This is a genomic window from Pseudomonas parakoreensis, assembly GCF_021602155.1.
Lineage (GTDB): Bacteria > Pseudomonadota > Gammaproteobacteria > Pseudomonadales > Pseudomonadaceae > Aquipseudomonas > Aquipseudomonas parakoreensis.
The window spans coordinates 17,315-41,401 of sequence record NZ_BQHY01000007.1; the positions used below are offsets into that span (position 1 = coordinate 17,315).

The 24,087-nt window shown below is 61.3% G+C and carries 19 protein-coding genes; 12 read left to right on the forward strand and 7 right to left on the reverse strand.

Going from position 1 to position 24,087, the window contains the following annotated elements; translation table 11 throughout:
- Window positions 1–8 precede the first annotated feature (8 nt).
- Window positions 9–2,762, reverse strand: a complete 2,754-nt coding sequence (locus L6D63_RS12275) for a response regulator (protein ID WP_095669292.1) — start codon at window positions 2,760–2,762, stop codon at window positions 9–11.
- Window positions 2,763–2,979: 217 nt separating this feature from the next.
- On the opposite strand from L6D63_RS12275, the gene L6D63_RS12280 reads away from it, so the two are divergent.
- The 8 genes from L6D63_RS12280 to L6D63_RS12315 all read left to right on the forward strand — a co-directional run bounded on the left by L6D63_RS12280 (window position 2,980) and on the right by L6D63_RS12315 (window position 12,562).
- Window positions 2,980–3,702: a response regulator transcription factor gene (locus L6D63_RS12280; RefSeq protein ID WP_047295777.1), complete on the forward strand. Its 723-nt coding sequence runs from the start codon at window positions 2,980–2,982 to the stop codon at window positions 3,700–3,702.
- Window positions 3,689–5,113, forward strand: a complete 1,425-nt coding sequence (locus tag L6D63_RS12285; protein WP_236170334.1) for a sensor histidine kinase — start codon at window positions 3,689–3,691, stop codon at window positions 5,111–5,113. Before L6D63_RS12280 ends, L6D63_RS12285 begins: the two co-directional genes overlap by 14 nt.
- Before the next feature lie 182 nt (window positions 5,114–5,295).
- Window positions 5,296–6,318, forward strand: a complete 1,023-nt coding sequence (locus L6D63_RS12290) for a PDDEXK nuclease domain-containing protein (protein WP_131671699.1) — start codon at window positions 5,296–5,298, stop codon at window positions 6,316–6,318.
- Between the two features lie 109 nt (window positions 6,319–6,427).
- Complete coding sequence (cysM, locus tag L6D63_RS12295; RefSeq protein WP_047295773.1) at window positions 6,428–7,330, forward strand: cysteine synthase CysM; 903 nt, start codon at window positions 6,428–6,430, stop codon at window positions 7,328–7,330.
- Window positions 7,330–8,706 carry a 23S rRNA (uracil(1939)-C(5))-methyltransferase RlmD gene (rlmD, locus tag L6D63_RS12300; protein ID WP_131671697.1) on the forward strand — a complete coding sequence of 459 codons (1,377 nt, stop codon included), beginning with the start codon at window positions 7,330–7,332 and terminating at the stop codon, window positions 8,704–8,706. Before cysM ends, rlmD begins: the two co-directional genes overlap by 1 nt.
- 101 nt (window positions 8,707–8,807) lie before the next feature.
- Window positions 8,808–11,051 carry a GTP diphosphokinase gene (gene relA, locus L6D63_RS12305; RefSeq protein ID WP_041067509.1) on the forward strand — a complete coding sequence of 748 codons (2,244 nt, stop codon included), beginning with the start codon at window positions 8,808–8,810 and terminating at the stop codon, window positions 11,049–11,051.
- A gap of 108 nt (window positions 11,052–11,159) precedes the next feature.
- Window positions 11,160–11,993 (forward strand): nucleoside triphosphate pyrophosphohydrolase, encoded by an 834-nt coding sequence (gene mazG, locus L6D63_RS12310; protein WP_047295769.1) that lies wholly within the window; start codon window positions 11,160–11,162, stop codon window positions 11,991–11,993.
- Between the two features lie 26 nt (window positions 11,994–12,019).
- Window positions 12,020–12,562, forward strand: coding sequence for a DUF2058 domain-containing protein (locus L6D63_RS12315; RefSeq protein ID WP_007968960.1), 543 nt, complete (start codon window positions 12,020–12,022; stop codon window positions 12,560–12,562).
- Window positions 12,563–12,700: 138 nt separating this feature from the next.
- On the opposite strand, the gene L6D63_RS12320 is transcribed toward L6D63_RS12315, so the two are convergent.
- From L6D63_RS12320 to L6D63_RS12345, 6 genes are all read right to left on the reverse strand, one after another.
- Window positions 12,701–12,889, reverse strand: a complete 189-nt coding sequence (locus L6D63_RS12320; protein ID WP_003227153.1) for a hypothetical protein — start codon at window positions 12,887–12,889, stop codon at window positions 12,701–12,703.
- Window positions 12,890–13,274: 385 nt separating this feature from the next.
- The gene (gene fabB, locus L6D63_RS12325) at window positions 13,275–14,495 is read right to left on the reverse strand and encodes a beta-ketoacyl-ACP synthase I (RefSeq protein ID WP_003227152.1); all 1,221 of its coding nucleotides are present in this window, start codon (window positions 14,493–14,495) and stop codon (window positions 13,275–13,277) included.
- Window positions 14,496–14,506: 11 nt separating this feature from the next.
- Window positions 14,507–15,022, reverse strand: coding sequence for a 3-hydroxyacyl-[acyl-carrier-protein] dehydratase FabA (fabA, locus tag L6D63_RS12330; protein WP_003227150.1), 516 nt, complete (start codon window positions 15,020–15,022; stop codon window positions 14,507–14,509).
- Between the two features lie 247 nt (window positions 15,023–15,269).
- Window positions 15,270–17,174 carry a response regulator gene (locus L6D63_RS12335; protein WP_131671696.1) on the reverse strand — a complete coding sequence of 635 codons (1,905 nt, stop codon included), beginning with the start codon at window positions 17,172–17,174 and terminating at the stop codon, window positions 15,270–15,272.
- Window positions 17,171–18,103, reverse strand: a complete 933-nt coding sequence (locus tag L6D63_RS12340; protein ID WP_047295764.1) for an ABC transporter substrate-binding protein — start codon at window positions 18,101–18,103, stop codon at window positions 17,171–17,173. The genes L6D63_RS12335 and L6D63_RS12340 overlap by 4 nt, the downstream gene beginning before the upstream one ends.
- A 1-nt stretch (window position 18,104) precedes the next feature.
- Complete coding sequence (locus L6D63_RS12345; RefSeq protein WP_131671695.1) at window positions 18,105–20,228, reverse strand: TonB-dependent receptor plug domain-containing protein; 2,124 nt, start codon at window positions 20,226–20,228, stop codon at window positions 18,105–18,107.
- A gap of 196 nt (window positions 20,229–20,424) precedes the next feature.
- On the opposite strand from L6D63_RS12345, the gene L6D63_RS12350 reads away from it, so the two are divergent.
- The 4 genes from L6D63_RS12350 (at window position 20,425) to L6D63_RS12365 (ending at window position 24,069) form a co-directional block, all read left to right on the forward strand.
- Complete coding sequence (locus L6D63_RS12350; protein WP_047295760.1) at window positions 20,425–21,450, forward strand: NAD(P)H-dependent glycerol-3-phosphate dehydrogenase; 1,026 nt, start codon at window positions 20,425–20,427, stop codon at window positions 21,448–21,450.
- 18 nt (window positions 21,451–21,468) lie between these two features.
- Complete coding sequence (locus L6D63_RS12355) at window positions 21,469–21,816, forward strand: DUF4389 domain-containing protein (RefSeq protein ID WP_047295758.1); 348 nt, start codon at window positions 21,469–21,471, stop codon at window positions 21,814–21,816.
- Complete coding sequence (gene sixA, locus L6D63_RS12360) at window positions 21,813–22,265, forward strand: phosphohistidine phosphatase SixA (RefSeq protein WP_047295756.1); 453 nt, start codon at window positions 21,813–21,815, stop codon at window positions 22,263–22,265. Before L6D63_RS12355 ends, sixA begins: the two co-directional genes overlap by 4 nt.
- A 148-nt stretch (window positions 22,266–22,413) precedes the next feature.
- Window positions 22,414–24,069: an AMP-binding protein gene (locus L6D63_RS12365; protein WP_131671694.1), complete on the forward strand. Its 1,656-nt coding sequence runs from the start codon at window positions 22,414–22,416 to the stop codon at window positions 24,067–24,069.
- Window positions 24,070–24,087: the final 18 nt, after the last annotated feature.

The following is a 24,087-nucleotide window of genomic DNA, read 5'->3' on the forward strand; positions in this document are numbered from 1 at the left end:
GCCATGGGTCAGGCGCTGATTCTGGCCTGGGTCGCGAGACGATTGATTGCCCGCTCCAATTCTTCCAACGCCGCCGGTGCTTTCGGATCGCCCTGTTTGAGCAGGGTTTCACTGCGCTGACAGGCCGCGCGCAATTGCGGTACGCCGCAATACCGGGTCGCGCCGTGCAGGCGATGCACGCGCTCGATCAGTGCATTGTGATCGCGGGCTTCACTGGCGGCGCGAATCGCTTCGCGGTCGGCTTCCAGCGAGGCGAGCAGCATCGCCAGCATGTCCGCCGCCAGATCGGCCTTGCCAGCGGCCAGGCGCAAGCCTTCTTCGTGGTCGATCACGGGCAGTTCGTTGCTGCCCGTCGCACTCTCGCTGGCGCGCTCCGCGCCTTGATTGCGCAAGGCCAGCCCCGTCCATTTCAGCACCACTTGCGCCAGTTGCCGCTCGCTGATCGGTTTGGTCAGGTAGTCGTCCATGCCACTTTGCAGCAAGGCGCGTTTTTCGTTGGCCATGGCGTGGGCGGTGAGGGCGACGATCGGCAGCGGTGTGCAATGCCGTTCGCTTTCCCACTGGCGGATGGTTTCGGTGGTCTGGCGTCCGTCCATGCCCGGCATCTGCACGTCCATCAGCACCAGATCGAAGGATTCGCTCTGCACTGCCTTGACCGCCGCGTACCCGCTTTCCACGGCCAGCACCTTGGCGCCCATGTCTTCGAGCAGGGTCTGCACCAGCAACAGGTTGGCTGGGTTGTCGTCGACGCACAGCACTTTCGGAGCACGGCTCGACAGCGGTTCGCCCGGCTCACTGCGCGGCTGGCGCGGGTTGGCCAGATCCGCCAGCGCCCGACGCAATTTGCGCGTGCAGGCCGGTTTGGCCTGGAGCTGACTGTGCGGGTTGGGCACCGAGAGATGGAACAGCGTCTGTTCGGTGGTCGGGCACAACACCAGCACTTTGCAACCGAGGTGTTCGAGATCCCAGATGTGCTGGTTCAGGCGCTCCGGGAGCATGTCGTTGCTGGTGATGCCGAGCACCGCAAGATCGATCGCCTGATCGGTCTGGTGCGCGCCGGTGACCCCGTTGGTCAGGCTCTCCAGCGTATTGAATGGCGTGACATCGAGGCCACAGTCTTCCAGTTGATGCTGCAAGGCCTGGCGCGCCAGTTCGTGATTTTCCAGCACCGCCACGCGGCGTCCGAGTAGCGGTGGGGCCGGCAAATCTTCGGTGTCGTCGCGAGTTTTCGGCAGGCTCAGGCTGATCCAGAACTCCGAGCCTTCGCCCGGGGTGCTGTCGACGCCGATTTCGCCGCCCATCTGTTCGATCAGGCGCTTGGAAATCACCAGACCCAGACCGGTGCCGCCGGGCTGGCGCGACAGCGAGTTGTCGGCCTGACTGAATGCCTGGAACAACGCGCGCACATCCTGACTCGACAGGCCGATGCCGGTGTCCTGAATGCTGATGCGCAGTTGCACGCTGTCTTCGTGTTCTTCCTCAAGCATGGCGCGCGCGACGATGGTGCCTTCGCGGGTGAACTTGATCGCGTTGCTGACCAGGTTGGTGAGGATCTGCTTCAGCCGCAGCGGGTCACCGACCAGCGACAGCGGCGTGTCGCGATAGACCAGACTCACCAGCTCCAATTGCTTGGCATGAGCCGCCGGCGCCAGAATCGTCAGGGTGTCCTGCAACAGGTCGCGCAGGTTGAACGGGATATGGTCGAGCACCAGCTTGCCGGCCTCGATCTTCGAGAAGTCGAGGATCTCGTTGATGATCCCGAGCAGGCTGTCGGCGGACTTTTCGATGGTACCCAGATAGTCGAGCTGGCGCGGGGTCAGCTCGCTTTTCTGCAACAGATGCGTGAAGCCGAGAATGCCGTTGAGTGGCGTACGGATTTCGTGGCTCATGTTGGCGAGGAACTCGGATTTGATCCGGCTCGCCTCCAGCGCTTCTTTGCGCGCCAGGTCCAGTTCGATGTTCTGGATCTCGATGGTTTCCAGGTTCTGCCGCACGTCTTCGGTGGCCTGATCGACGCTGTGCTGCAGTTCTTCGCGCGCGTTCTGCAGGGTCCCGGCCATGCGGTTGATGCCCGAGGCCAACTCGTCCAGTTCCTGACTGCCGAGTGGTGGCAGGCGGGTTTCCAGATGACCGTCCTTGAGTTGCGCAACGGCGTGTTTGATCTGGCTCAACGGGCGGTTGATGGTGCGGCCCATGCGCAAGGCGAGCAGGGCCGCGCCGGCGAGGCCCGCGGCGATCAGCAGCAGACTGGCAAACAGACTGCGATAACCGCGCAGCAGCATGCCGTTGTGCGACAGCTCCAGTTCGACCCAGCCGAGCAGGCGCTCGGATTCTTGCGGGATCACGTCGCCGGCGAGGTTGCGATGCTTGCCGAACACCGGCATCAGATAACGTGTGGCGTCATTGCCGCTGCGCCGTTGCAGTTGTGCGCTGTCGCCACTGGGCGCCTGATTGAGCATGGTCGGACCGGCGTGCGCCAGCGGTGTGCGATCAGGGGCGAGGAAGGTGACGGCGCGCACGTCAGGCTGTTCCAGCGATTGAGTGGCGATGCGCTCCAGCAGATCGGTGTTGCCGTGGCCCATGGCGGGCGCCACCAATGGCGCCAGTTGCTCGGCGATCATTTCACCGCGCTGCATCAGTTGGGTCTGCAAATCGGACTGTTGCATCCAGGTGAAATAGCCACCGAGCACCAACGCCATCAGGCTGGTGGGCAACAGGGTCAGCAACAATACGCGACCTTTGATTCCCAGTTTCTTGAGCACACCCATCTCCTGCATCCCGCTGAACTGTTGACTCGCACGTGCGTCCGGCACGCGCCATTGGCGCAGTGTAGCGATTTGCAGGCAGGCAATCTTCGGAAAAATCATCTCGCCCTCGGCCGCCAGGGCGAGGCGCGTTTGTCCGGCCGGTCAAGCTTGGGTTGCCCGATGGCGGGCAATCTTGAATAATCGGCCAACTGAGAATTATTTGCAGATACTCATGACTCCTGTTTCCACCGACCTGCCACGCATTCTTGCCATCGAGGACGACCCGGTGCTCGGTGCCTATGTTCACGAACACCTGGGCCGGAGCGGCTTTGCGGTGACCTGGTGCCAGAACGGGCAGGAAGGGCTGAACATCGCCCGCCATCAGCCGTTCGACGTGGTGCTGATGGACATTCTGTTGCCGGGGCTCGATGGCCTGAAGGTGCTGACGCAGTTGCGCCAGAGCCATTCGACGCCGGTGCTGCTGATGTCGGCGCTGGGCGCCGAGGCCGATCGCATCAGCGGCTTTCGTCTGGGCGCCGATGATTACCTGCCCAAGCCGTTCAGCATGGCCGAGCTGCATGTGCGGATCGAGGCGATCCTGCGCCGGGTGGCGCTGGATCGGCGTCCGGCAGCCATTGCACCACCTGCTGCCAGTGGCGCACTGCGCTTCGACGATGAGCAGTGCGAAGTCTTCCATAACGCGCAAGCTGCCGGTTTGACCCGTAGCGAATACCGCTTGCTGGAAACCCTCAATCGCAACGATGAAGAAGTCCTGAGCAAGGCCTTCCTCTATCAGCACGTGTTGCAGCGCGGCTATGCGGCCCACGACCGCAGCCTCGACATGCACATCAGCCAGATCCGCCGCAAACTCAAGGCCATCGGTTACACCGAACGAGAAGTGCGCACGGTATGGGGCAAGGGGTATGTGCTGAGTGCGCCCGATGAAAGTCTCTGACTTGCCGGGGCGGCATTCGCTGTTCTGGAAACTGGCGTGTCTGCTGGTGGCGTTCTGTCTGCTGATGATCTGGCTGAGCTGGTCGTGGGGGCGCTATATGGAAGAGCGCAACCAGTTCCTCTCCGACGAGGCGCGCGGCACCCTCAGCCGTTATGCCGGCGAGGCCGAGCGGGCGTGGCAGCGCGACGAGCGCGACGGGGTCGATAACTGGTTGCAGAGCATGGAATTGCGCGAGGCGGCCTGGGTCGGGGTGATCGACCGCAATCTGCAATCGTTGAGCAGCGAGCCGCTGAATGAACAGGAAATCCAGCACCTGACCTTTTTGCGCGGCCTCGACTGGCCGATCCACAAAAAGGGCCGGCCGTGGTTGCGCGTGCCGTTTCCGAAGAACCCGTCCGCCGGCAGTCTGGTGATTGAGTTGCCCGAGCGTTTCCTGCCGGGGAAATACCGGGTGTTCTGGCGGGTGATCACCAACGGCGTGATTCCGGGGCTGTTCACCGTATTGCTGTGCATTGGCCTGTATCGCTTGCTGGTAGTGCCGTTGAATAACTTGCGTGAGCAAGCCAACGCCTGGCGTGCCGACCAATTGCATGTGCGTCTGTCGAGCGGCATCACCCAGCGCCCGGACGAACTCGGCGAGCTGGCGCGGGCCTTCGACTCAATGTCCGAACGCCTGCAATCCACCGTCGCCCTGCAACAGCAGCTGCTGCGCGACCTGTCCCATGAATTGCGTACGCCGCTGAGCCGGCTGCGGGTGGCCAGTGAAAGCGAACAGGATCTGCGCCAACTGCGCGAGCGCATCGGCCGTGAAGTCGACGGCATGCAGCGGCTGGTCGAAGACACCTTGCAACTGGCCTGGCTCGACACCGAACGCGCGCCGCTGCCTAACGAAGCGATCCAGATCCAGGCGCTGTGGGAAATGCTCACCGACAATGCCTGTTATGAAAGCGGCTGGCCGAGCCTGCAATTGCAGTGCGCGGTGCCGGCGTCATGCTGGGTGCGCGGTAACCTCAATACTTTGGCGCAGGCGCTGGAAAATATTCTGCGCAATGCCATTCGTCATTCGCCCGAGGGCGGCATCGTGCGCCTTGATGGACGGCGTGACGATGATTATTGGCATTTGTGGCTGGAGGATCAGGGCGGCGGGGTGGCCGAGGGGGATCTGCAACGGATCTTCTCGCCGTTCACCCGCCTCGACGGCTCACGCCCGGGGGATGGCGGGTTTGGGTTGGGGTTGAGCATTGCCAGGAATGCGGTGCAGCGCCAGGGTGGGATGGAGTGGGCGGAGAATGCCGGGGCGGGGTTGCGCCTGAATTTGCGCCTGGTGGCTGACGTTGATGTCGCATCGACTGATGCTATCGCGAGCAAGCTCGCCCCCACAGTGGATGTCGGTCGTCCGCAGATTGTGTGAATAGCAAACGCCATCTGTAGGAGTGAGCCTGCTCGCGATGGGGAGTTTCGCTTCACCGCTGTCAGCCCGTGCGGGAGTGGTCGCGTATTTTTGTACGACCTTTCCTAAAGGACTTTATCGACGTTTTAACCCGTCCTTGACCATTTACTCTCGGGGCTCCGCTCGTCCTCAAGGAACTGGTCATGACTGCAACTGACATCCCCGGCAATGCCTCCGATAACCGATTCAATGAAGTACTGGCGCTGATTCAGAGCGCCAGGCAGCAAGCCGTGCAAGCAGTAAATACTCAACTGATCGAGTTGTACTGGCAGGTGGGGGGTTACATCAGCCGCAAGATCGCTCGCGCTGAGTGGGGCGATGCGGTGGTTAGGCAACTGGCCGAACATCTGGCTCGAACGCAGCCAGGGCTGCGTGGGTTTACCCGTTCGAACTTGTTCCGCATGTGCCAGTTCTACGAGACTTATCACGCTGAAGAAAAAGTCGCACCACTGGTGCGACAATTGTCTTGGTCTCACAATTTGATCATTTTCAGCCAAAGCAAACGTCCAGAAGAACGCGAGTTCTACGTCCGCATGGCTATTCAGGAAAAGTGGTCAAAGCGCGAACTCGAACGCCAGCTCAAGGCTGCGCTTTTCGAACGCAGCATCACCCAGCCCGCAAAGGTTTCTGCTGTCCTCAAACAGACTCATCCCGCCGCACTCGAGATCTTCCGTGACGCCTACATGGTCGAGTTTCTCGACCTTCCCGGCGTGCACGCCGAAACCGATCTGCATCGAGGTTTGCTGGGGCGACTGAAGGAATTTCTGATCGAGTTGGGGCGCGATTTCTGCTTCGTCGGTTCGGAGTATCCGGTACAAGTTGGCGGCCGTGATTTCGCCCTTGATCTGCTGTTCTTCCATCGCGGGCTCAACTGTCTTGTCGCCATCGAGCTCAAGGTCGGACGTTTTGAGCCTGAATATCTGGGCAAGCTGAATTTCTACCTTGAAGCGCTGGATCGCGGTGTTCGCAAACCTCACGAGAATCCGGCCATCGGCGTATTGCTGTGCGCCAGCAAGGAGGATGAGGTCGTCGAGTACGCCCTCAACCGCAGCTTGTCTGCGGCGCTGATTGCGGAATATCAGGTGCAGTTGCCAGACAAACAATTGCTGCAAGCCAAATTGCACGAGTTCTATGCGATGAATGTCGCAGGGGAAGAGGAAGGCTGAGACATCTGCTTATTCCCATAAACCATAAGCACCGCACTTTGCGTGATATGGCCTGCGAACGTTTGCCGGTATGATAGGCGCCCCCGCACGTCTGGATTGCGAATACGCCATGACCCTGCAGTACCCAACCATCGCCGATTGCGTCGGCAACACGCCGCTGGTGCGTTTGCAGCGCCTGCCCGGTGCTACCAGCAACACCCTTTTGCTCAAGCTTGAAGGGAATAACCCGGCGGGTTCGGTCAAGGACCGTCCGGCGTTGTCGATGATCACTCGCGCCGAGTTGCGCGGGCAGATTCACGCTGGCGATACATTGATCGAAGCGACTTCGGGCAACACCGGCATCGCGCTGGCCATGGCTGCCGCGATCAAGGGTTACAAGATGATCCTGATCATGCCGGACAACTCCAGTGCCGAGCGTAAAGCGGCGATGACCGCATACGGTGCCGAGCTGATTCTGGTCAGCCAGGAAGAAGGCATGGAAGGCGCGCGCGATCTCGCCCAGCGGATGGAAGCCGAAGGCCGTGGCAAGGTGCTCGATCAGTTCGCCAACGGCGACAATCCTGAAGCGCACTACACCACCACTGGCCCGGAAATCTGGCGTCAGACCCATGGCACCATCACCCATTTCGTCAGCTCGATGGGCACCACCGGCACCATCATGGGCGTCTCGCGCTACTTGAAAGAGCAGAGCGACAGCGTGCAGATCATCGGGCTGCAGCCGATGGAAGGCTCGGCCATTCCCGGCATCCGCCGCTGGCCGCAGGAATACCTGCCGAAGATCTATCAGGCCGACCGCGTCGACCGCATTGTCGACATGGCGCAAAGCGAAGCCGAGGACGTCACCCGGCGTCTGGCCCGCGAAGAAGGCATCTTCTGTGGCGTGTCATCGGGCGGTGCGGTGGCAGCGATGCTGCGCCTGTCCAAAGAAGTTGAAAACGCGGTGATCGTCGCGATCATCTGCGACCGTGGCGACCGTTATCTGTCGACCGGCATTTTCGACGCGGCCAACTGATGGCCAGGCATGAGAGAGGCTTGCGCTTCCAGCCCACCGGCGGCAGCAAGGCCGCGCAAATCCCGACCGGCAAAAAGCAGCGCCTGAGCATCGAGCGCCTGGCCAATGACGGTCGCGGCATCGCGTTTTTCGAAGGCAAAACCTGGTTCGTCCTCGGCGCCCTCGCCGGTGAAGAAGTCGAGGCGCGGGTGCTCGGTACCCACGGCAAAGTGGTCGAAGCGCGCACCGAGCGCGTGTTCAAGGCCAGTGAACTGCGTCGCCCGGCTGCCTGTCAGCACGCCGGCCGTTGCGGTGGCTGCAGCGTGCAACACTTGCCCCATGCCGAACAGCTTGCCCTGAAACAGCGCATGCTCGCCGAGCAGCTGTCGAAGGTTGCCGGGGTCGCGCCTGACGAATGGGCGGCGCCGCTGACCGGAGCGGAATTCGGCTATCGCCGCCGCGCGCGGATCGCCGTGCGTTGGGACATGAAAGCCAAGCAGCTCGAAGTCGGTTTTCGCGCCGCCGGCAGTCAGGACATCGTCGGTATCAACGAATGCCCGGTGCTGGTACAGCCCTTGCAGCCGATCATGACCCGTTTGCCGGAGATGCTCCGTCGTTTGAGCAAACCGCAAGCGCTGGGGCACGTCGAGTTGTTCAGTGGTTCTTCGCTGGCGGTGTTGTTGCGACACATGGCGCCGTTGTCTGAAGCCGACCTGACGATCCTCAAGGAATTCTGCCAGTTCCATGACGCGCAACTGTGGCTGCATGGCGACGGCGAGCCGCAACCGGTGGATGCCACGCAGTCGCTGGGTTATCGCCTGGAACAGTGGGATCTGGATCTGGCCTGGCGGCCGGGGGATTTCATCCAGGTCAACGCCGGGGTCAACGAGGCGATGGTGGCGCAGGCACTGGACTGGCTGAAGCCGACCGGTGACGAGCGCGTGCTTGACCTGTTCTGCGGCCTGGGCAACTTCGCCTTGCCATTGGCCAAAAGCGTGCGCGAAGTGGTGGCGGTGGAGGGCGTGCAGGCCATGGTCGACCGTGCCGCTGCGAATGCCGCTAGCAACAATTTGCATAACACAAAGTTTTTTCAAGCCGATTTATCCCAGCCTTTGACCGATGTCGAATGGATCGGAAACGGCTTTTCTGCGGTACTCTTGGACCCACCGCGTGACGGTGCTTTCGAGGTGGTGCGCAAGCTCGCGACCCTGGGTGCCGAGCGGTTGGTTTATGTGTCGTGCAACCCTGCAACTCTGGCGCGCGATACGGTCGAATTGATCAAGCAGGGCTACCGGTTAAAACGTGCCGGGATTCTCGATATGTTTCCTCAGACGGCGCATGTCGAGGCCATGGCGTTATTTGAAGCGAGCCAGGATGGCTCGTCTGAATCCGTCTGATCTGTCCGCGCAGCGCTCGCTTCAGCCCCGCGAGCGCAAACGGGCATTAGGGATCAGCGATTTGACGCATTGAATCTGCGTCGTAGGGAAGGTAAAGCAGCATGGTACAGGTGAGAGCACACCAGCCGATCAACACCGACGGCAGTATCAATCTCGAGGCTTGGCTCGATCACGCGGTCAGTGTCGACATGGCACTGGATCGCGAAGCCTTGAAAGAAGCCTGCGAGTTCGCTCGCGAGGCCGAACAGCAGTCCAATGCCAAGAAGAACCTGTGGGCCGAGGGCAGCGGCAGTTTCAGTACGGGCCTGGAGATCGCCGAGATTCTCGCCGACCTCAAGCTCGACCAGGATTCGCTGGTCGCGGCGGTGCTGTACCGCGGCGTGCGTGAAGGCCAGATTGAACTCGCGGCCGTCAGCCAGCGTTTCGGTCCGGTGGTGGCCAAGCTGATCGACGGCGTGCAGCGCATGGCGGCGATCAGTGCCAGCCTCAGCCCGCGCCAGTCAATGGTAATGGGCACTCAGGGCCAGGTGGAAAACCTGCGCAAGATGCTGGTGGCGATGGTCGACGACGTCCGCGTCGCGCTGATCAAACTGGCCGAACGTACCTGCGCGATCCGTGCGGTAAAAACCGCCGACGACGAGAAGCGTAACCGTGTCGCCCGGGAAGTCTTCGACATCTATGCGCCGCTCGCGCACCGACTCGGCATCGGCCATATCAAGTGGGAACTGGAGGACTTGTCCTTCCGTTACCTCGAACCCGATCAATACAAACAGATCGCCAAGCTGCTCCACGAGCGGCGGCTGGATCGTGAGCGCTTCATCAGCGATGTGATGACCCAGCTCAAGGATGAATTGCAGGCCACCGGCGTTGACGCCGACATCAGCGGCCGGGCCAAGCACATCTATTCGATCTGGCGCAAAATGCAGCGCAAGGGTCTGGAGTTCAGCCAGATCTACGACGTGCGCGCGGTGCGCGTGCTGGTGCCGGAAATGCGCGACTGCTACACCGCGCTCGGCATCGTCCACACCCTGTGGCGGCACATCCCGAAAGAGTTCGACGACTACATCGCCAACCCGAAAGAGAACGGCTACCGCTCGCTGCACACGGCGGTGATCGGTCCGGAGGGCAAGGTGCTTGAGGTGCAGATTCGCACCCACGCCATGCACGAGGAGGCCGAGCTGGGCGTGTGTGCGCACTGGCGCTACAAGGGCACCGACGTCAAATCCGGCTCCAATCACTACGAAGAGAAAATCTCCTGGCTGCGTCAGGTCCTCGAGTGGCATGAAGAGCTGGGTGATATCGGTGGTCTGGCCGAACAGCTGCGGGTCGATATCGAACCGGATCGGGTCTACATCTTCACCCCGGACGGCCACGCCATCGACTTGCCGAAAGGCGCGACGCCGCTGGACTTCGCCTACCGCGTGCACACCGAGATCGGTCACAACTGCCGTGGCGCGAAGATCAATGGTCGCATCGTGCCACTCAACTACAGCCTGCAGACCGGTGAACAGGTCGAGATCATCACCAGCAAGCACGGTACGCCAAGCCGCGACTGGCTGAACCCGAACCTGGGCTATGTCACCACCTCCCGGGCGCGGGCGAAGATCGTTCACTGGTTCAAGTTGCAGGCCCGTGACCAGAACGTCGCGGCGGGTAAAACCCTGATCGAGCGCGAACTCAATCGCCTCGGTCTGCCGGCGGTGGATTTCGACAAGCTGGCCGAAAAGGCCAACATGAAAACCGCCGAAGACATGTTCGCCGCCCTCGGTGCCGGCGACCTGCGTCTGGCGCAACTGGTCAACCTGGCGCAGCAACTGGTCGAGCCGGAACGCGGTAACGAACAGCTGGAGCTGATTCCGCGCAAGGCGACCGGTTACAAGCCGGGCAAGCGCGGCGACATCCAGATTCAGGGCGTCGGCAACCTGATGACGCAGATGGCCGGCTGCTGCCAGCCGCTGCCGGGCGACGCGATTGTCGGTTACATCACCCAGGGCCGCGGCGTGAGCATCCACCGTCAGGACTGCGCCTCGGTGCTGCAACTGGCCGGGCGCGAGCCGGAGCGGATCATCCAGGTCAGCTGGGGTCCGGTGCCGGTGCTCACCTATCCGGTGGACATCGTCATCCGCGCCTACGACCGTTCCGGTCTGCTGCGTGACGTCTCGCAGGTGCTGCTCAACGAGCGGATCAACGTGCTGGCGGTCAACACCCGTTCGAACAAGGAAGACAACACGGCGCTGATGTCGCTGACCATCGAGATTCCGGGGCTGGATGCGCTGGGGCGTTTGCTGGGGCGGATTTCGCAGTTGCCGAACATCATCGAAACGCGGCGTAACCGTACCCCATAACGCGGTCCCCTGTAGGAGCTGCCGAAGGCTGCGATCTTTTGATCTTGAAAATCAAAATCAAAAGATCGCAGCCTTCGGCAGCTCCTACACGGTTGAGTGAGATTTTGTATGTACAGCCTTGAAGACCTGCTCCACCTGATGAACCGTCTGCGCGACCCGCAGTACGGTTGCCCGTGGGACATCAAGCAAACCTACGCAACCATCGTTCCGCACACCCTCGAAGAAGCCTACGAAGTGGCTGACGCCATCGAGCGCGGTGACTTCGACCATTTGCAGGGCGAGCTGGGCGATCTATTGTTTCAGGTGGTCTATTACAGCCAGCTGGCCCGGGAAGAAGGGCGCTTCGAATTCGCCGGGGTGGTCGACAGCATCACCCGCAAGCTGATCCGCCGTCATCCACACGTCTTCCCCACCGGCGATCTGTATGCGCCGCTGGATGTGCCGCGCCTGAGCGAAGAACAGGTCAAGCAGCGCTGGGAAGAGATCAAGGCCGAAGAACGTGCCGAGAAATCTGCCGCGCCCGAGCAGCTGTCACTGCTCGATGACGTGCCCGCTGCATTACCGGCGCTGTCGCGCTCGGCCAAATTGCAAAAGCGTGCCGGACAGGTCGGGTTCGACTGGCCGGATGCCTTGCCGGTACTGGACAAAGTGCGCGAAGAACTCGATGAAGTGCTCGAGGCCATGTCCGAAAATGATCCCCAGGCGGTGGCCGACGAGATCGGCGATCTGCTGTTTTCCGTGGTCAATCTGGCCCGGCATCTGAAGGTCGATCCGGAAACTGCGCTGCGTGGCGCCAACGCCAAGTTCGAACGACGTTTCCGTTTTATCGAACAGGCATTGCGCGACACCCGTCGTCCCATGGAAGATTGCACCCTCGAAGAGTTGGACGCCCTGTGGGGTGAAGCCAAACGCCAGGAAAAGAATCTGCCCAGCTGCGGCTGAGCCGTTGCCCAAGTGAGTAAGCATTAATGAGCCTTTCCCTTCGCGACCAGTTGCTCAAAGCAGGCCTGGTCAACCAAAAGCAGGCCAAGCAGGTCAGCAAAGACAAGCAGAAGCAACAGCGCCTGGCCCACAAAGGTCAGGCCGAACTGGATGATTCGCAGCAGCGCGCCGCTCAGGAAGCCATGGCCGAGAAGGTCAAGCGCGACCAGGAGCTGAACCGTCAGCAGCAGGAGAAGGCCGAGGCCAAGGCCCGTGCCGCGCAGGTCAAGCAGTTGATCGAAGTCTCGCGTCTGCCCAAGCTGACCACCGAGGACTACTACAACTTCGTTGACGACAAGAAGGTCAAGCGCATCTCGGTCAACACGCTGATGCGCAACAAACTCAGCAGCGGTTCGCTGGCGATCGTGCACCATGCCGGCGGTTACGAAGTGATCCCCCGTGAAGCGGCCCTGAAGATCCAGGAGCGCGACCCGCAGCGTATCGTGCAGCTCAACGTGCAGACCGAAGAGGTCAATGCCGAGGACGATCCGTATGCGGCCTATCAGATCCCTGATGACCTGATGTGGTAAACCGATAAAGCTGTAATAACGACAAACTGTGGCGAGGGAGCTTGCTCCCGCCGGGGCGCGGAGCGGCCCTTGTTTTAAAGCAGGGCCTGCTGCGCAGTCCAGCGGGAGCAAGCTCCCTCGCCACAGGTTCAATATCGCCTAAGCGGATTTCAGATCCCGCTGCTGTTCCTGCAGTTCAAGTTCGGCCTTGTAGTTGTGGGCATCGATCTCGTTGTGGAACATGCCGACCAGCAAGTCTTGTTGATGCACATCCCAGATCCGTACACCGGCGGCTACGCCTTCATGGGACATGTGTGAATCGTCGCGTTCAGTTACTTTTACAGTCATCTGCTAGCTCCAATCTCTGTTATCTGCAGCAAGGCGTGTGCAGGCCTCTTTTATAGAATTTGTTAGCCTGCTAAGTAAACGCTTGATTTGCGCAAGGTGTTGTTGCGGTTTTTGCAACAGTGCTGCAGCCCGCTAAATCCGCGACATTCGGTCGCAGGGCGGGAAGTTGCATGACAGAAGTTTCATCTTGGAGGCTACTGATGTCCTCTGTAGGAGCTGCCGCAGGCTGCGATCTTTTGACTTTGATTTTTAAAAGACAAAATCAAAAGATCGCAGCCTTCGGCAGCTCCTACAGGGCTTATGCATTACTCAGTCATTTCTGCAGGCCAAAAAAAACGCCCCGAACCAGTCGGGGCGTTTTTATGTGCGGCTCAGCAGAAGGAAATTACTTGCCTTCCCAGCGCTTCAGCACGAGGGTGGCGTTGGTGCCACCGAAGCCGAAGCTGTTGCTCATCACGGTGTTGATGGTGGCGTTCTCGCGGGTCTTGGTCAGCACCGGCAGATCGGCCACTTCAGGGTCCAGCTCGTCGATGTTGGCGGAGCCGGCGATGAAGTTGCCTTCCATCATCAGCATGCAGTAGATCGCTTCGTGAACGCCAGCGGCGCCCAGGGAGTGACCGGACAGGCTCTTGGTCGAGCTGATCGCAGGCGCCTTGTCGCCGAACACTTCGCGCACACCTTTCATTTCCGCGACGTCGCCGACCGGAGTCGAAGTGCCGTGGGTGTTCAGGTAGTCGATCGGGGTGTCGACGGTGGACATTGCCATCTGCATGCAGCGGATCGCGCCTTCGCCGCTTGGGGCAACCATGTCGTAGCCGTCGGACGTCGCGCCGTAGCCAACGATTTCGGCGTAGATCTTGGCGCCACGGGCCAGCGCATGTTCCAGCTCTTCAACCACGACCATGCCGCCACCGCCAGCGATGACGAAACCGTCACGGTCGGCGTCGTAGGCGCGGGAGGCTTGTTCCGGGGTGTCGTTACGCTTGCTGGACAGGGCGCCCATTGCGTCGAACAGGAACGACTGGCTCCAGTGCTCTTCTTCACCGCCACCGGCGAAGACGATGTCCTGCTTGCCCATCTGGATCTGTTCCATGGCGGTACCGATGCAGTGAGCACTGGTGGCGCAGGCAGACGCGATGGAGTAGTTCAGGCCCTTGATCTTGAACGGCGTGGCCAGGCATGCGGAAACGGTGCTGCTCATGGTCCGCGTTACACGGTATGGGCCAACGCGTTTCACGCCTTTCTCGCGCAGGATGTCCAGCGCTTCCATCTGGTTCAGGGTCGACGCGCCGCCCGAGCCGGCGATCAGGCCGGTACGCGGGTTGGACACTTGCTCTTCGGTCAGGCCGGAGTCAGCAATGGCGTCTTTCATGGCCAGGTAGGCGTAAGCCGCTGCATGGCCGACGAAACGATAGATCTTGCGATCGATCAGTTCTTCAAGGTTGAGGTCGATGGAGCCGGAAACCTGGCTACGCAGACCCATTTCAGCATATTCCGGGTTGAACCGGATGCCAGGGCGGCTTGCACGCAGGTTAGCGGAGACGGTCTCTTTGTCATTGCCCAGGCACGAAACAATGCCCAGACCAGTGATAACGACGCGGCGCATGCGAATAACCCTTAGAAGTTGTCAGTGGAGGTGAACACGCCGACGCGAAGGCCTTCGGCGGTGTAGATTTCGCGACCGTCGACAGTCACCGAACCGTCGGCGATGGCCAGGTTCAGCTTGCCCTTGAGGACGCGTTTGATATGAATGTTGTAGGTGACTTTCTTGGCGGTCGGCAGGACCTGGCCGAAGAATTTCACTTCGCCCGAACCCAGCGCACGGCCACGGCCCGGCAGGCCTTGCCAGCCCAGGAAGAAGCCGACCAGTTGCCACATGGCGTCCAGACCGAGGCAGCCCGGCATCACCGGATCGCCTTCGAAGTGGCACGCGAAGAACCACAGGTCAGGGTTGATATCCAGCTCGGCGACCAATTCACCTTTGCCGTACTTGCCGCCTTCTTCGCTGATCAGGGTGATGCGATCCACCATCAGCATGTTCGGGGCGGGCAGTTGCGCGTTACCTGGGCCGAACAGCTCACCGCGACTGCAGCGCAGCAGGTCTTCCCGAGTAAAGGCGTTTTGTTTGGTCATGCGAGCTCCTCAATAATCCCATGCGGCAGGTGGGGCAAATCTTCCCGGCCGATCGACGCGTTCATGCCTCGTACCGGCAGCCTACTCATAGACTATTGCGTTGTGGTGAAAGTCACAGCACCAAGGACATGAATGTACACTTGTGCACTGAAATTTTTATTCAAGCCTCTTTTGAGGCTCGTTCGGGTGCCTAAGACTGCCGCACTTTCGCTTTTCACGCCAGTCGCAGATGGTCGAAAAACCGTCACTACTGCACCCAGCGCTGCAGAATCTGTTGTAGGTCATTGCGTTTGAACGGCTTCGCCAGGTAATCGTTCATGCCCGCCGACAGGCAGGTTTCGCGGTCGCCCTGCAGCGCGTTGGCGGTCAGCGCAATGATCGGCACCCCGCCGCGCCCGGGCAGTTGGCGGATCTGCCGGGTTGCCTCATAGCCGTCGATGATCGGTAGCCGGCAGTCCATCAGAATCACTTCGAACTCATTGCCCTCAGCGCTGCGTACCGCCTGCGCGCCATCGGTGGCGACGCTGACGGTGAAGCCAAGGCTGCGCAGCATCGCCTCGATCACGGTCTGGTTGACCGGATTGTCCTCCACCAGCAACACATGGCGCCCCTCGCCATGCCCGTTGCCATTGGCCGCGCGCGGTGCCGCCAGCGGCGGCAATGTCTGCTTATATAAGGCCAGCGGGATTTCCAGGGTGAACACCGAGCCCAGGCCTTCTTCACTTTGCGCGCGCAACGTCCCGCCCATGCGTTCGGCCAGGGTGCGTGCGATCGGCAGGCCGAGGCCGGTGCCGCCATAGCGCCGGGAAATCGAACTGTCAGCCTGCTGGAAGGCGTTGAACATCAACTCCAGACTTTCCGAGGAGATGCCGATGCCGCTGTCACGCACCGAACAGGTGAACCACAGCAGTTCGTGATCCAGCGACTGCCATTGCGCTTCGATACTGACCCGGCCACGCTCGGTGAACTTCAAGGCATTGCCCACCAGGTTAACCAGAATCTGCCGGATCCGCGTCGGGTCACCTTGCACCTGCAAGTCGCGCATGTCCTCGGGGATCCGCAGGTTCAGGGCCAGGCCGCGCTGCACCGCGCTGTGCTGGAACGACTGGGCGCAAGCGCCGATCAGGTCGGCCAGGTTGAATGGAATGTGCTCAAGCTCCAGCTCCGAACGTTCGATCCGCGAGAAGTCGAGGATGTCGTTGATGACTTTCAGCAGATGTTCGGTCGACTCCGAAGCGAGCGCCGCGTACTCGATCTGCTCCTCGGTCATGTCCGTGGTTTCCAGCAACTGCAACATGCCCAGCACACCATTCATGGGCGTACGCAGTTCGTGGCTCATCATCGCCAGGAAATCGGATTTGGCGTTGTTGGCCTTTTCCGCTTCCTCGCGGGTCTGGATCAGTTGCGCCATCGCCTGATGCTGTTCGCGACTGGCCTGTTCCAGTGCCTGGGCGAGGTTGTTGATGTGCTGCGACAGGGCGCCCAGTTCCGTGTCATCGACAATCGGCAGCGGAGTCTTGTAGTCGCCTTGCTGAATCGCCTTGACCGCGTTGCCGATATCGCGGATCGGCGCCGACAGGCTGCCGGCCAGACGCCGCGCCAGCACAAACGTGAAGAGCAGGGCGAACAACGCCAGAATCCCGGCCTTGAACAGAATTTCCTGCTGACGCTGACTGAAGGCATCGTTGGACAGGCCGACGATCACCCGACCCAGATAGTCCTCGCTGGTCACGTTATTGCTGGCTTTGGCGTCGTGGAAAAAATCACTGTTGAGGGCGATCCGTTGCAGGCGCACCGGAGCCTGGAACACCTCGACCTGATGCGGGCGGTTGTGCGCGTCGGCGGCCTGTTCTACGTAGGCCAGGATCCGGTTGGCGCTGTCCTGTACTTCCAGAAAACGCACGTTCGGTGTCGCCAGGGTCGCTTTGAGCAGGCTTTCCAGCACTTCGTTGTTGCCGGAAATCACTCCGTACTCGGTGGCGGGCGCCAGTTGGTTGGCAATCAGTTGCCCGGTGTGATTGAGCTCCTGCCGCAAATCCTGAATCCGCACGAAGGTAAAGAAACTGATCAGCAGCAGCGTAAGCAGCAGGGCCGGGCCGAGGCTGATCAATTGCGTGCGGGTGTTGATGTCCCAGCGGCGACGCAGATTCATGGGTGGCTTTCTCCTTCAGCCAACTGGCGGGCGACAGACGCTTCATCGATTGGCTCGATACCCAGGGAACGAGCGACCTGCGCATTACTTGAGACCTTGAAGCGATCGGGGTAGAGCGCGCGCGGCCATGTTGCCGGGGGACGGTCCAGCAACCCGTCAAGGATCGCCAGCCAGTCGGGCTGATCGCTGTAAGTGCTGGCGAGGCTGCCGGCACGCACGAACGCAACGTTCGGCCCGATCAGTGCCACTTGCCGGGAGTAACTGCTGAGCAACAGGTTTTTTACGGTTTTCGGGTTGTACAGGTCGGGGTCGTCGAGGCCCAGCAGCACCTCGCTGTTTCTCAGCACGCTTTGCAACGGGCGACTGTCCTGGGTGTTGTCCCAGCGCTGGCTGACGATTTGCAGATTCAGCGGCGCTGCGGCCTGATGCAGCTCCTTGAGCAGGAATTCGCTGTGCTGGTCGAACAGCACGCCGACCCGCCGCACCTGCGGCAGAATCCGCCGGATCAGTTGCAGCTGCCGCCCCAGCGGCGGATCGCTCCACAGCAGACTCAAGTGCGGCGGTTGTGCGCCACCCAGGCGTTGCCGCGCTTGCAAACGGCTGATGCGCAACACCAGCGTCGGCGGCCCCTGGGACTCCTGCAGGCGCCAGTCGAGGCTGGGCAGATCGAGCAGAATCATCCGCAAATTGCCCGGCAACTTGCCCGGCGCCGGCAGGCTGGCCAGCGGCTGAAACCGCACGTTGTCAGTGGGGCGCAGCTCGCTCAGGGCCTGGACGAAGGCTTGCACCCCGGGGCTTTCTTCGGCGCCGGTCAACAGGATATCGGCGGCTTGCACCGCCACGCCGTGCAGCCACGCGGTCAAGAACAGACAGGCACCCGCCAGCCAGTGGCCAAGGGTGGGCGTCTTGTTTGCCGTGGCGTAGCGCACCCTAGAACTCCAGCTCGGCGCTGAAATACAGCACCCGGCGCTCGTCGTACTGGTTGTCGACGAAAGTGGTCGGTTCGTTGTCGAGCCGCTGCTGCAGCACGCCGGCCAGTTGCAGTTGGGCTTTGCCCAGCGGGATGCGTTTGGCGATGCGCGTGTCGACCCGCTCGAAACGATAGCCGTTAAGCGCGTTGTCGCCGTAATAGAAGAGGGCGCTGTTCCAGCCATGGCCCCAATCGCGCAGCCAGCCGGCAGAGCCGCTGTTGCGTGAGGTGAATTGCTGATCCAGCGGATTGCTCGCTTCGGCATCGACGTAGGCATAAGTAAAGCGCAGGCGGTCGATCAGGCTCAGGCGCCAGTCGAGCTGGGTTTCAGTGCCGCGAAAGCGCGAGCTGTTGGCGTTGCTGGCGATGTACTGGTTGTTACGCAGCGGCTCGCTGATCATTCCGGTGATTTCGTCGTAGAACAGCTTCACGTCCACGGCCAGCCCCCACTCGGCGAAATAGCCGTTGTAGCCCAACTCGCGCGAACGCATGTGTTCCTGATCGAGATTGCCCGGGCCACGGGTCTTGACGAAGTAGCGCGCCGAAGACTGGCCATAGGCGGACGGCCGCAGGTTGCTCACCTGATAGCTCCAGTTGACGTTGTTCTCGAACATGTCCGGCGAGCGGATCGCCTCCGAGTACACCGCGCGCAGGCCATGGCGTGGGTTGATCAGGTAGTTGACGGCGAACCGGGGCGTCAGCGAACTGCCGATCAGTTGGGTGTTTTCAAACATGGCGCCGCCCTGCAACAGCCAGTGTTCACTGGCACGCCACTCCAATTGGCCGAACGCACGCCAAGTGGTGTCGTCCAGCGTGCCGTTGAAGTAGGTCTCGGAGTCGGCCCGGTCGTAACGATAGTTCATGCCGCTGACCAGCCGCAGCGTGTCGGACAGGCTGAGAGTGTCCTGCAATTCCAGATCGTAGCGCGACTCGCGGGCGCTTTGGTCGATGTCGCCACACAAGGTCTGGCTGGCACCGTTGCGCCATTGATCCAGCACTTGATTGGCCAGAGCCATTTCCTGTGGCGTTCCGGCTTCCGGACCGGGGCCGGTGAAGCGGGTGATGTTGCGCGCCAGGCGTTCGGTGTAGTTCGGGTTGAGCTGCCACAGCTGTGTCAGTTGCGGGCTGAACGACACTTCGGCATCACAGGCGCGCCATACTTGCTGGCGATCCCAGTGCTGCGCCGAGCCTTGTATATAAAGGCTGTGTTGCGGATTGATGTCGAGACTCCAGCGCACCGAGCCGGCGTAATCCTTGGCGACCACGTCGGAATTGTTCCCGGCAGCGGTAATCCCCGAGAACACCGGGCGGTAGGTATAAGGGCGCTGGTTGGTACCGTCCTTGGCATTGACCTGCCAGTCGAGGCTCTGGTTGTCGCTCAGGGTCTGGCTGACGGCGAGGCTGAAGCGGTTCAAACGGCGGCTGTCGCGGTAATCGGCGCCGGTGCGGTCGCTGTCGAAGCCATCGTCTTCCTGGCCGGACAGCGACAGGCGCAAGTCGCCGCCGTTCCAGCCCGTACCCTGGCTGGCATAGAAATCGTTAATGCCGCGCTGGCCGCGGGTGTACTTCAGGCGTGTGCCGTGGCTGTCTGCCGGGTTGCGGGTGATGATGTTGACCACCGCCATCAGCGCGTTGGCGCCGTAGCTGACCGTGTTCGGCCCACGGAAAACCTCGATCCGCTCGATGTCTTCCATGGCCACCGGAATATCACTCCAGTCCACCGTGGCCAGGCCTGCGCGGTACACCGAGCGGCCATCGATCAGCACCTGCATGCGTCGCGCTTCGCTGGCATTGGTCCCGTGATAGTTGACCGCCGCCTGATTGCCGCTGATGTTGCCGACCATCATTCCCGGCACCAGCCGCAGCAACTCACTGATGTCGCGGGCGCCACTGGCGTTGATCAGTTCACTGTCGAGTACGGTCATGCTCCCCGGCACTTCCGCCGGTGTCTGTTTCAGGCGTGTGGCCGTCAGCACCTGCGGCAGCGTTTCGCTGTCGACAAACAGGTCGTCCGCCTGCAACACCGGGCTGAACAGCAGCGCCAGCAACAGGGATGAACGTGAAGGGGGAGAGCCAAAAGACACGACACAGCCTTGATCACAAAGAATTGGCGCGCATGTTAACCGAGGACAGTGACTTTTCCAGTCACGATGCTGGCATTTTCCTAGGTTTTATTGGTCTTCTTCCTACAAGTGCCGGTAATTGACGCAGGGGCTGGCCGCGCTCCGGTCGCCCCGTATAATGCCGGCATCGCCACTGGTATGGATTAACGGATTGCATATGACTGAACAGCGCCCGATTGCGGTCCTGGGAGGCGGAAGTTTTGGTACCGCCGTGGCCAATCTTTTGGCCGAGAACGGCCATCAAGTCCTGCAGTGGATGCGCGACCCCGAGCAGGCCGAGGCCATCCGGGTCAATCGCGAGAATCCGCGTTACCTCAAAGGCATCAAGATCCTGCCGGGGGTGACGGCGGTCACCGACCTGCAGGCCACCCTCGACGCCTGCGAGTTGTGCTTCGTCGCGCTGCCGTCGAGCGCCCTGCGCACGGTGCTGGCTGCTCATGCCGAGCGCCTGAGCGGCAAGATGCTGGTCAGCCTGACCAAGGGTATCGAAGCCCACACCTTCAAACTGATGAGCCAGATCCTCGAAGAGATCGCCCCGCAGGCGCGCATCGGCGTGCTGTCCGGGCCGAACCTGGCGCGGGAGATCGCCGAGCACGCGCTGACCGCCACGGTGGTCGCCAGCGAAGACGAAGAACTCTGCAAAGCGGTACAGGCTGCGTTGCATGGTCGCACCTTCCGCGTTTACGCCAGTGCTGACCGTTTCGGTGTCGAACTGGGCGGCGCGTTGAAAAACGTCTACGCGATCATTGCCGGCATGGCGGTAGCGCTGGAGATGGGCGAGAACACCAAGAGCATGCTGATCACTCGCGCCCTGGCCGAGATGACCCGGTTCGCGGTGAACCAGGGCGCCAATCCGATGACCTTCCTCGGTCTGGCCGGGGTCGGTGACTTGATCGTGACCTGCTCGTCACCCAAGAGCCGCAACTATCAGGTCGGGTTTGCCCTCGGTCAGGGCTTGAGCCTTGATGAAGCCGTGTCGCGCCTGGGCGAAGTCGCTGAGGGGGTCAACACCCTGAAGGTGCTCAAGGCCAAGTCCCAGGAGGTTGGCGTGTACATGCCGCTGGTCGCCGGGCTGCATGCGATCCTGTTTGAAGGACGCACGCTGGAGCAGGTGATCGGTCTACTGATGCGGGCCGAGCCGAAAACCGACGTCGACTTTATTTCCACCAGCGGTTTCAACTGATTCAACAGGAAGCGAGCCATGAACGATCCGAAAACCGAAGCCAAGTACGAATCCATCCTCCTGCGGGTGCTGTGGATGATCGTCTACGTGCTGGTCTGGCAAGTGGCGCAGTTCATCCTCGGCGCGGTGGTGCTGGTGCAACTGATCTATCGTTTGATTTACGGCGCGCCGAGCGCCAGCCTGATGAATTTCGGCGACAGCCTGAGCCAGTTCCTTGCGCAGATCGGCCGCTTCGGCAGCTTTCACAGCGACCAGAAACCCTGGCCGTTCGCCGACTGGCCGACCCCGCGTGCCCCGGAAGGCGAGACGCCGCACGCCGTGCCGCCAGCCCCGCATCCGGCCCGCGATGAGGAACCCAAGCTATGAAACTCTGGGTATTACGTCACGGTGAGGCCGTGCCTTATGGCTCGTGCCCCGACTCTGAACGGGAACTGACCGCGCACGGTCGCCAAGAGGCCTTGAGCAGCGCAGCCCGATTGATCGGTCAGCCGCTGACGGCGATTTACGCCAGCCCTTATCTGCGCGCACAACAGACTGCGCAGATCGTTCGCGAGGCTCTGGGTTTCGAGCCGGAGATCCGCACCGTCGATTGGCTGACGCCGGAAACCGATCCGGACAAGGTCACCGATCAACTGGTGTCGGTGAGCAACGTGCTGCTGGTCAGCCATAACCCGTTGGTGGGCAACCTGCTGAGCTATCTGCAGCATGGCGCCGGGTATCCGCCGGAGAAGGTCAGCACCGCTGGCCTGGCCGAACTGGAAAGTCCTGAGTTGTTGATAGGCTCGATGACCCTCAACAGCCTCAAGCACCCCTAAAAGCAAAAGATCGCAGCCTGCACAGGTCTCTGGTGGAGCTGCCGCAGGCTGCGATCTTTTGATCTTGTTTCTTTTGGTAAAAAATCCAACCAAGCACTTGCTTGGTTGACTACGCTTGCTCCAGACCCAAAAAACAGGAGCGAGTCGCATGTCTGTCGCCTTCCGTTTACCGCTGGACGTATTCTACGAGCGTGAGGCCCGGCACCCGCGCCAGCGTTTTCTGGTGCAGCCCATCGGTGGCGGGCAGGTCGAGACGCTGACCTGGGCCGACGTCGGCCATCAGGCCCGTTGCGCCGCGCACTGGCTGCGCGCACGGGAATTGCCGCAAGGCAGCCACATTGCACTGATCTCGAAAAACTGCGCGCACTGGATCATTGCCGATCTGGCGATCTGGATGGCCGGACACGTCTCGGTGCCGCTGTATCCCAACCTCACGGCAGACTCGGTGAATCAGGTCCTGACACATTCGGAAAGCGTGCTGGCGTTCATCGGCAAGCTCGATGACTGGCCGGGCATGTCGGTCGGTGTGCCGGCGGATCTGCCAACCATCAGTCTGCCGCTGCATCCGTCCGGCGAGTTTGATTTCAGTTGGGATGACCTGCAAGGGAGCTCGCCGATCCAGGACGATCCACGCCCGGCGGCCGAACAACTGGCGACCATCATCTACACCTCCGGCACCACCGGGTTGCCCAAAGGCGTGATGCACAGTTTTGCCAATCTGGGGTTTGCCACGACTCGCGGCACGCAACTGTTCGGGCTCAACGAGCAAGACCGCCTGCTGTCGTACCTGCCGCTGTGCCATGTCGCCGAACGAATGTTCGTTGAACTGGCGGCGATTTATACCGGGCAAACCGTGTTCTTTGCCGAAAGCCTCGACACCTTCATCACCGATCTGCAGCGGGCGCGGCCCACGGCGATGTTCGGGGTGCCGCGCATCTGGACCAAATTCCAGATGGGCGTGTACGGCAAGATCCCGGCCAGGCGCCTGGATTTCCTGCTTGGCCTGCCATTCATTGGCAAGCGGGTCGGGCACAAGGTGTTGGCCGGGTTAGGCCTTGATGCCTTGCGCGTTGCCCTGTCCGGTGCGGCACCGGTGCCGCAGACCCTGCTCAGCTGGTATCGGAAACTCGGCCTCGATGTGCTGGAGGTGTATGGCATGACCGAGAGTTGCGGCTATTCGCACATCTGCCTGCCGGGTCAGTACAAGCAAGGCTGGATCGGCAAGCCGTGCCCGGAGGTCGAGGTGCGGATCGACGAGTCCGGTGAGGTGCAGGTGCGCAGTCAGGCGAACATGCTCGGCTATTTCAAGGAACCGCAGAAAACCGCCGAGACCCTCACCGAGGACGGCTTCCTGCGTACTGGTGACAAGGGCGAACAGGATGCCGAGGGGCGCTTGCGCCTGACCGGCCGACTCAAGGAAATCTTCAAGACCAGCAAGGGCAAATACGTGGCCCCGGCGCCGATTGAAAACCGGCTGGCGGTGCATTCGCGGATCGAACAGGTCTGTGTCGTCGGTGATGGCCTGAGTGCCCCGCTGGGCTTGTGCGTGCTGTCGAACGTCAATCAGGAGGAGGCGCGGGCGAGTCTGCATTCGAGCCTGGAGAAGCTGCTCGAAGAGGTCAACGCCGTGCTCGACAAGCACGAACGCCTGCGCCGGCTGGTGGTGGTCAAGGACAGCTGGGCGGTGGAAAACGGCTTTCTCACGCCGACCTTGAAGATCAAGCGCAACGTCATCGAAGACACCTATGGCGCGCGGTTTGAAGAATGGAGCGCGCGCAGCGAGGCGGTGCTGTGGCAGGATTGAGTGACGATCAAAACAACA

What these genes read in the sequence shown, in the direction of transcription:
- L6D63_RS12280 (WP_047295777.1), top strand. Translation starts at nt 2,980, where the DNA reads ATGACTCCTGTTTCCACCGACCTGCCACGCATTCTTGCCATCGAGGAC.
- L6D63_RS12285 (WP_236170334.1), top strand. Translation starts at nt 3,689, where the DNA reads ATGAAAGTCTCTGACTTGCCGGGGCGGCATTCGCTGTTCTGGAAACTG.
- L6D63_RS12290 (WP_131671699.1), top strand. Translation starts at nt 5,296, where the DNA reads ATGACTGCAACTGACATCCCCGGCAATGCCTCCGATAACCGATTCAAT.
- cysM (WP_047295773.1), top strand. Translation starts at nt 6,428, where the DNA reads ATGACCCTGCAGTACCCAACCATCGCCGATTGCGTCGGCAACACGCCG.
- rlmD (WP_131671697.1), top strand. Translation starts at nt 7,330, where the DNA reads ATGGCCAGGCATGAGAGAGGCTTGCGCTTCCAGCCCACCGGCGGCAGC.
- relA (WP_041067509.1), top strand. Translation starts at nt 8,808, where the DNA reads ATGGTACAGGTGAGAGCACACCAGCCGATCAACACCGACGGCAGTATC.
- mazG (WP_047295769.1), top strand. Translation starts at nt 11,160, where the DNA reads ATGTACAGCCTTGAAGACCTGCTCCACCTGATGAACCGTCTGCGCGAC.
- L6D63_RS12315 (WP_007968960.1), top strand. Translation starts at nt 12,020, where the DNA reads ATGAGCCTTTCCCTTCGCGACCAGTTGCTCAAAGCAGGCCTGGTCAAC.
- L6D63_RS12320 (WP_003227153.1), bottom strand. Translation starts at nt 12,889, where the DNA reads ATGACTGTAAAAGTAACTGAACGCGACGATTCACACATGTCCCATGAA.
- fabB (WP_003227152.1), bottom strand. Translation starts at nt 14,495, where the DNA reads ATGCGCCGCGTCGTTATCACTGGTCTGGGCATTGTTTCGTGCCTGGGC.
- fabA (WP_003227150.1), bottom strand. Translation starts at nt 15,022, where the DNA reads ATGACCAAACAAAACGCCTTTACTCGGGAAGACCTGCTGCGCTGCAGT.
- L6D63_RS12335 (WP_131671696.1), bottom strand. Translation starts at nt 17,174, where the DNA reads ATGAATCTGCGTCGCCGCTGGGACATCAACACCCGCACGCAATTGATC.
- L6D63_RS12350 (WP_047295760.1), top strand. Translation starts at nt 20,425, where the DNA reads ATGACTGAACAGCGCCCGATTGCGGTCCTGGGAGGCGGAAGTTTTGGT.
- L6D63_RS12355 (WP_047295758.1), top strand. Translation starts at nt 21,469, where the DNA reads ATGAACGATCCGAAAACCGAAGCCAAGTACGAATCCATCCTCCTGCGG.
- sixA (WP_047295756.1), top strand. Translation starts at nt 21,813, where the DNA reads ATGAAACTCTGGGTATTACGTCACGGTGAGGCCGTGCCTTATGGCTCG.
- L6D63_RS12365 (WP_131671694.1), top strand. Translation starts at nt 22,414, where the DNA reads ATGTCTGTCGCCTTCCGTTTACCGCTGGACGTATTCTACGAGCGTGAG.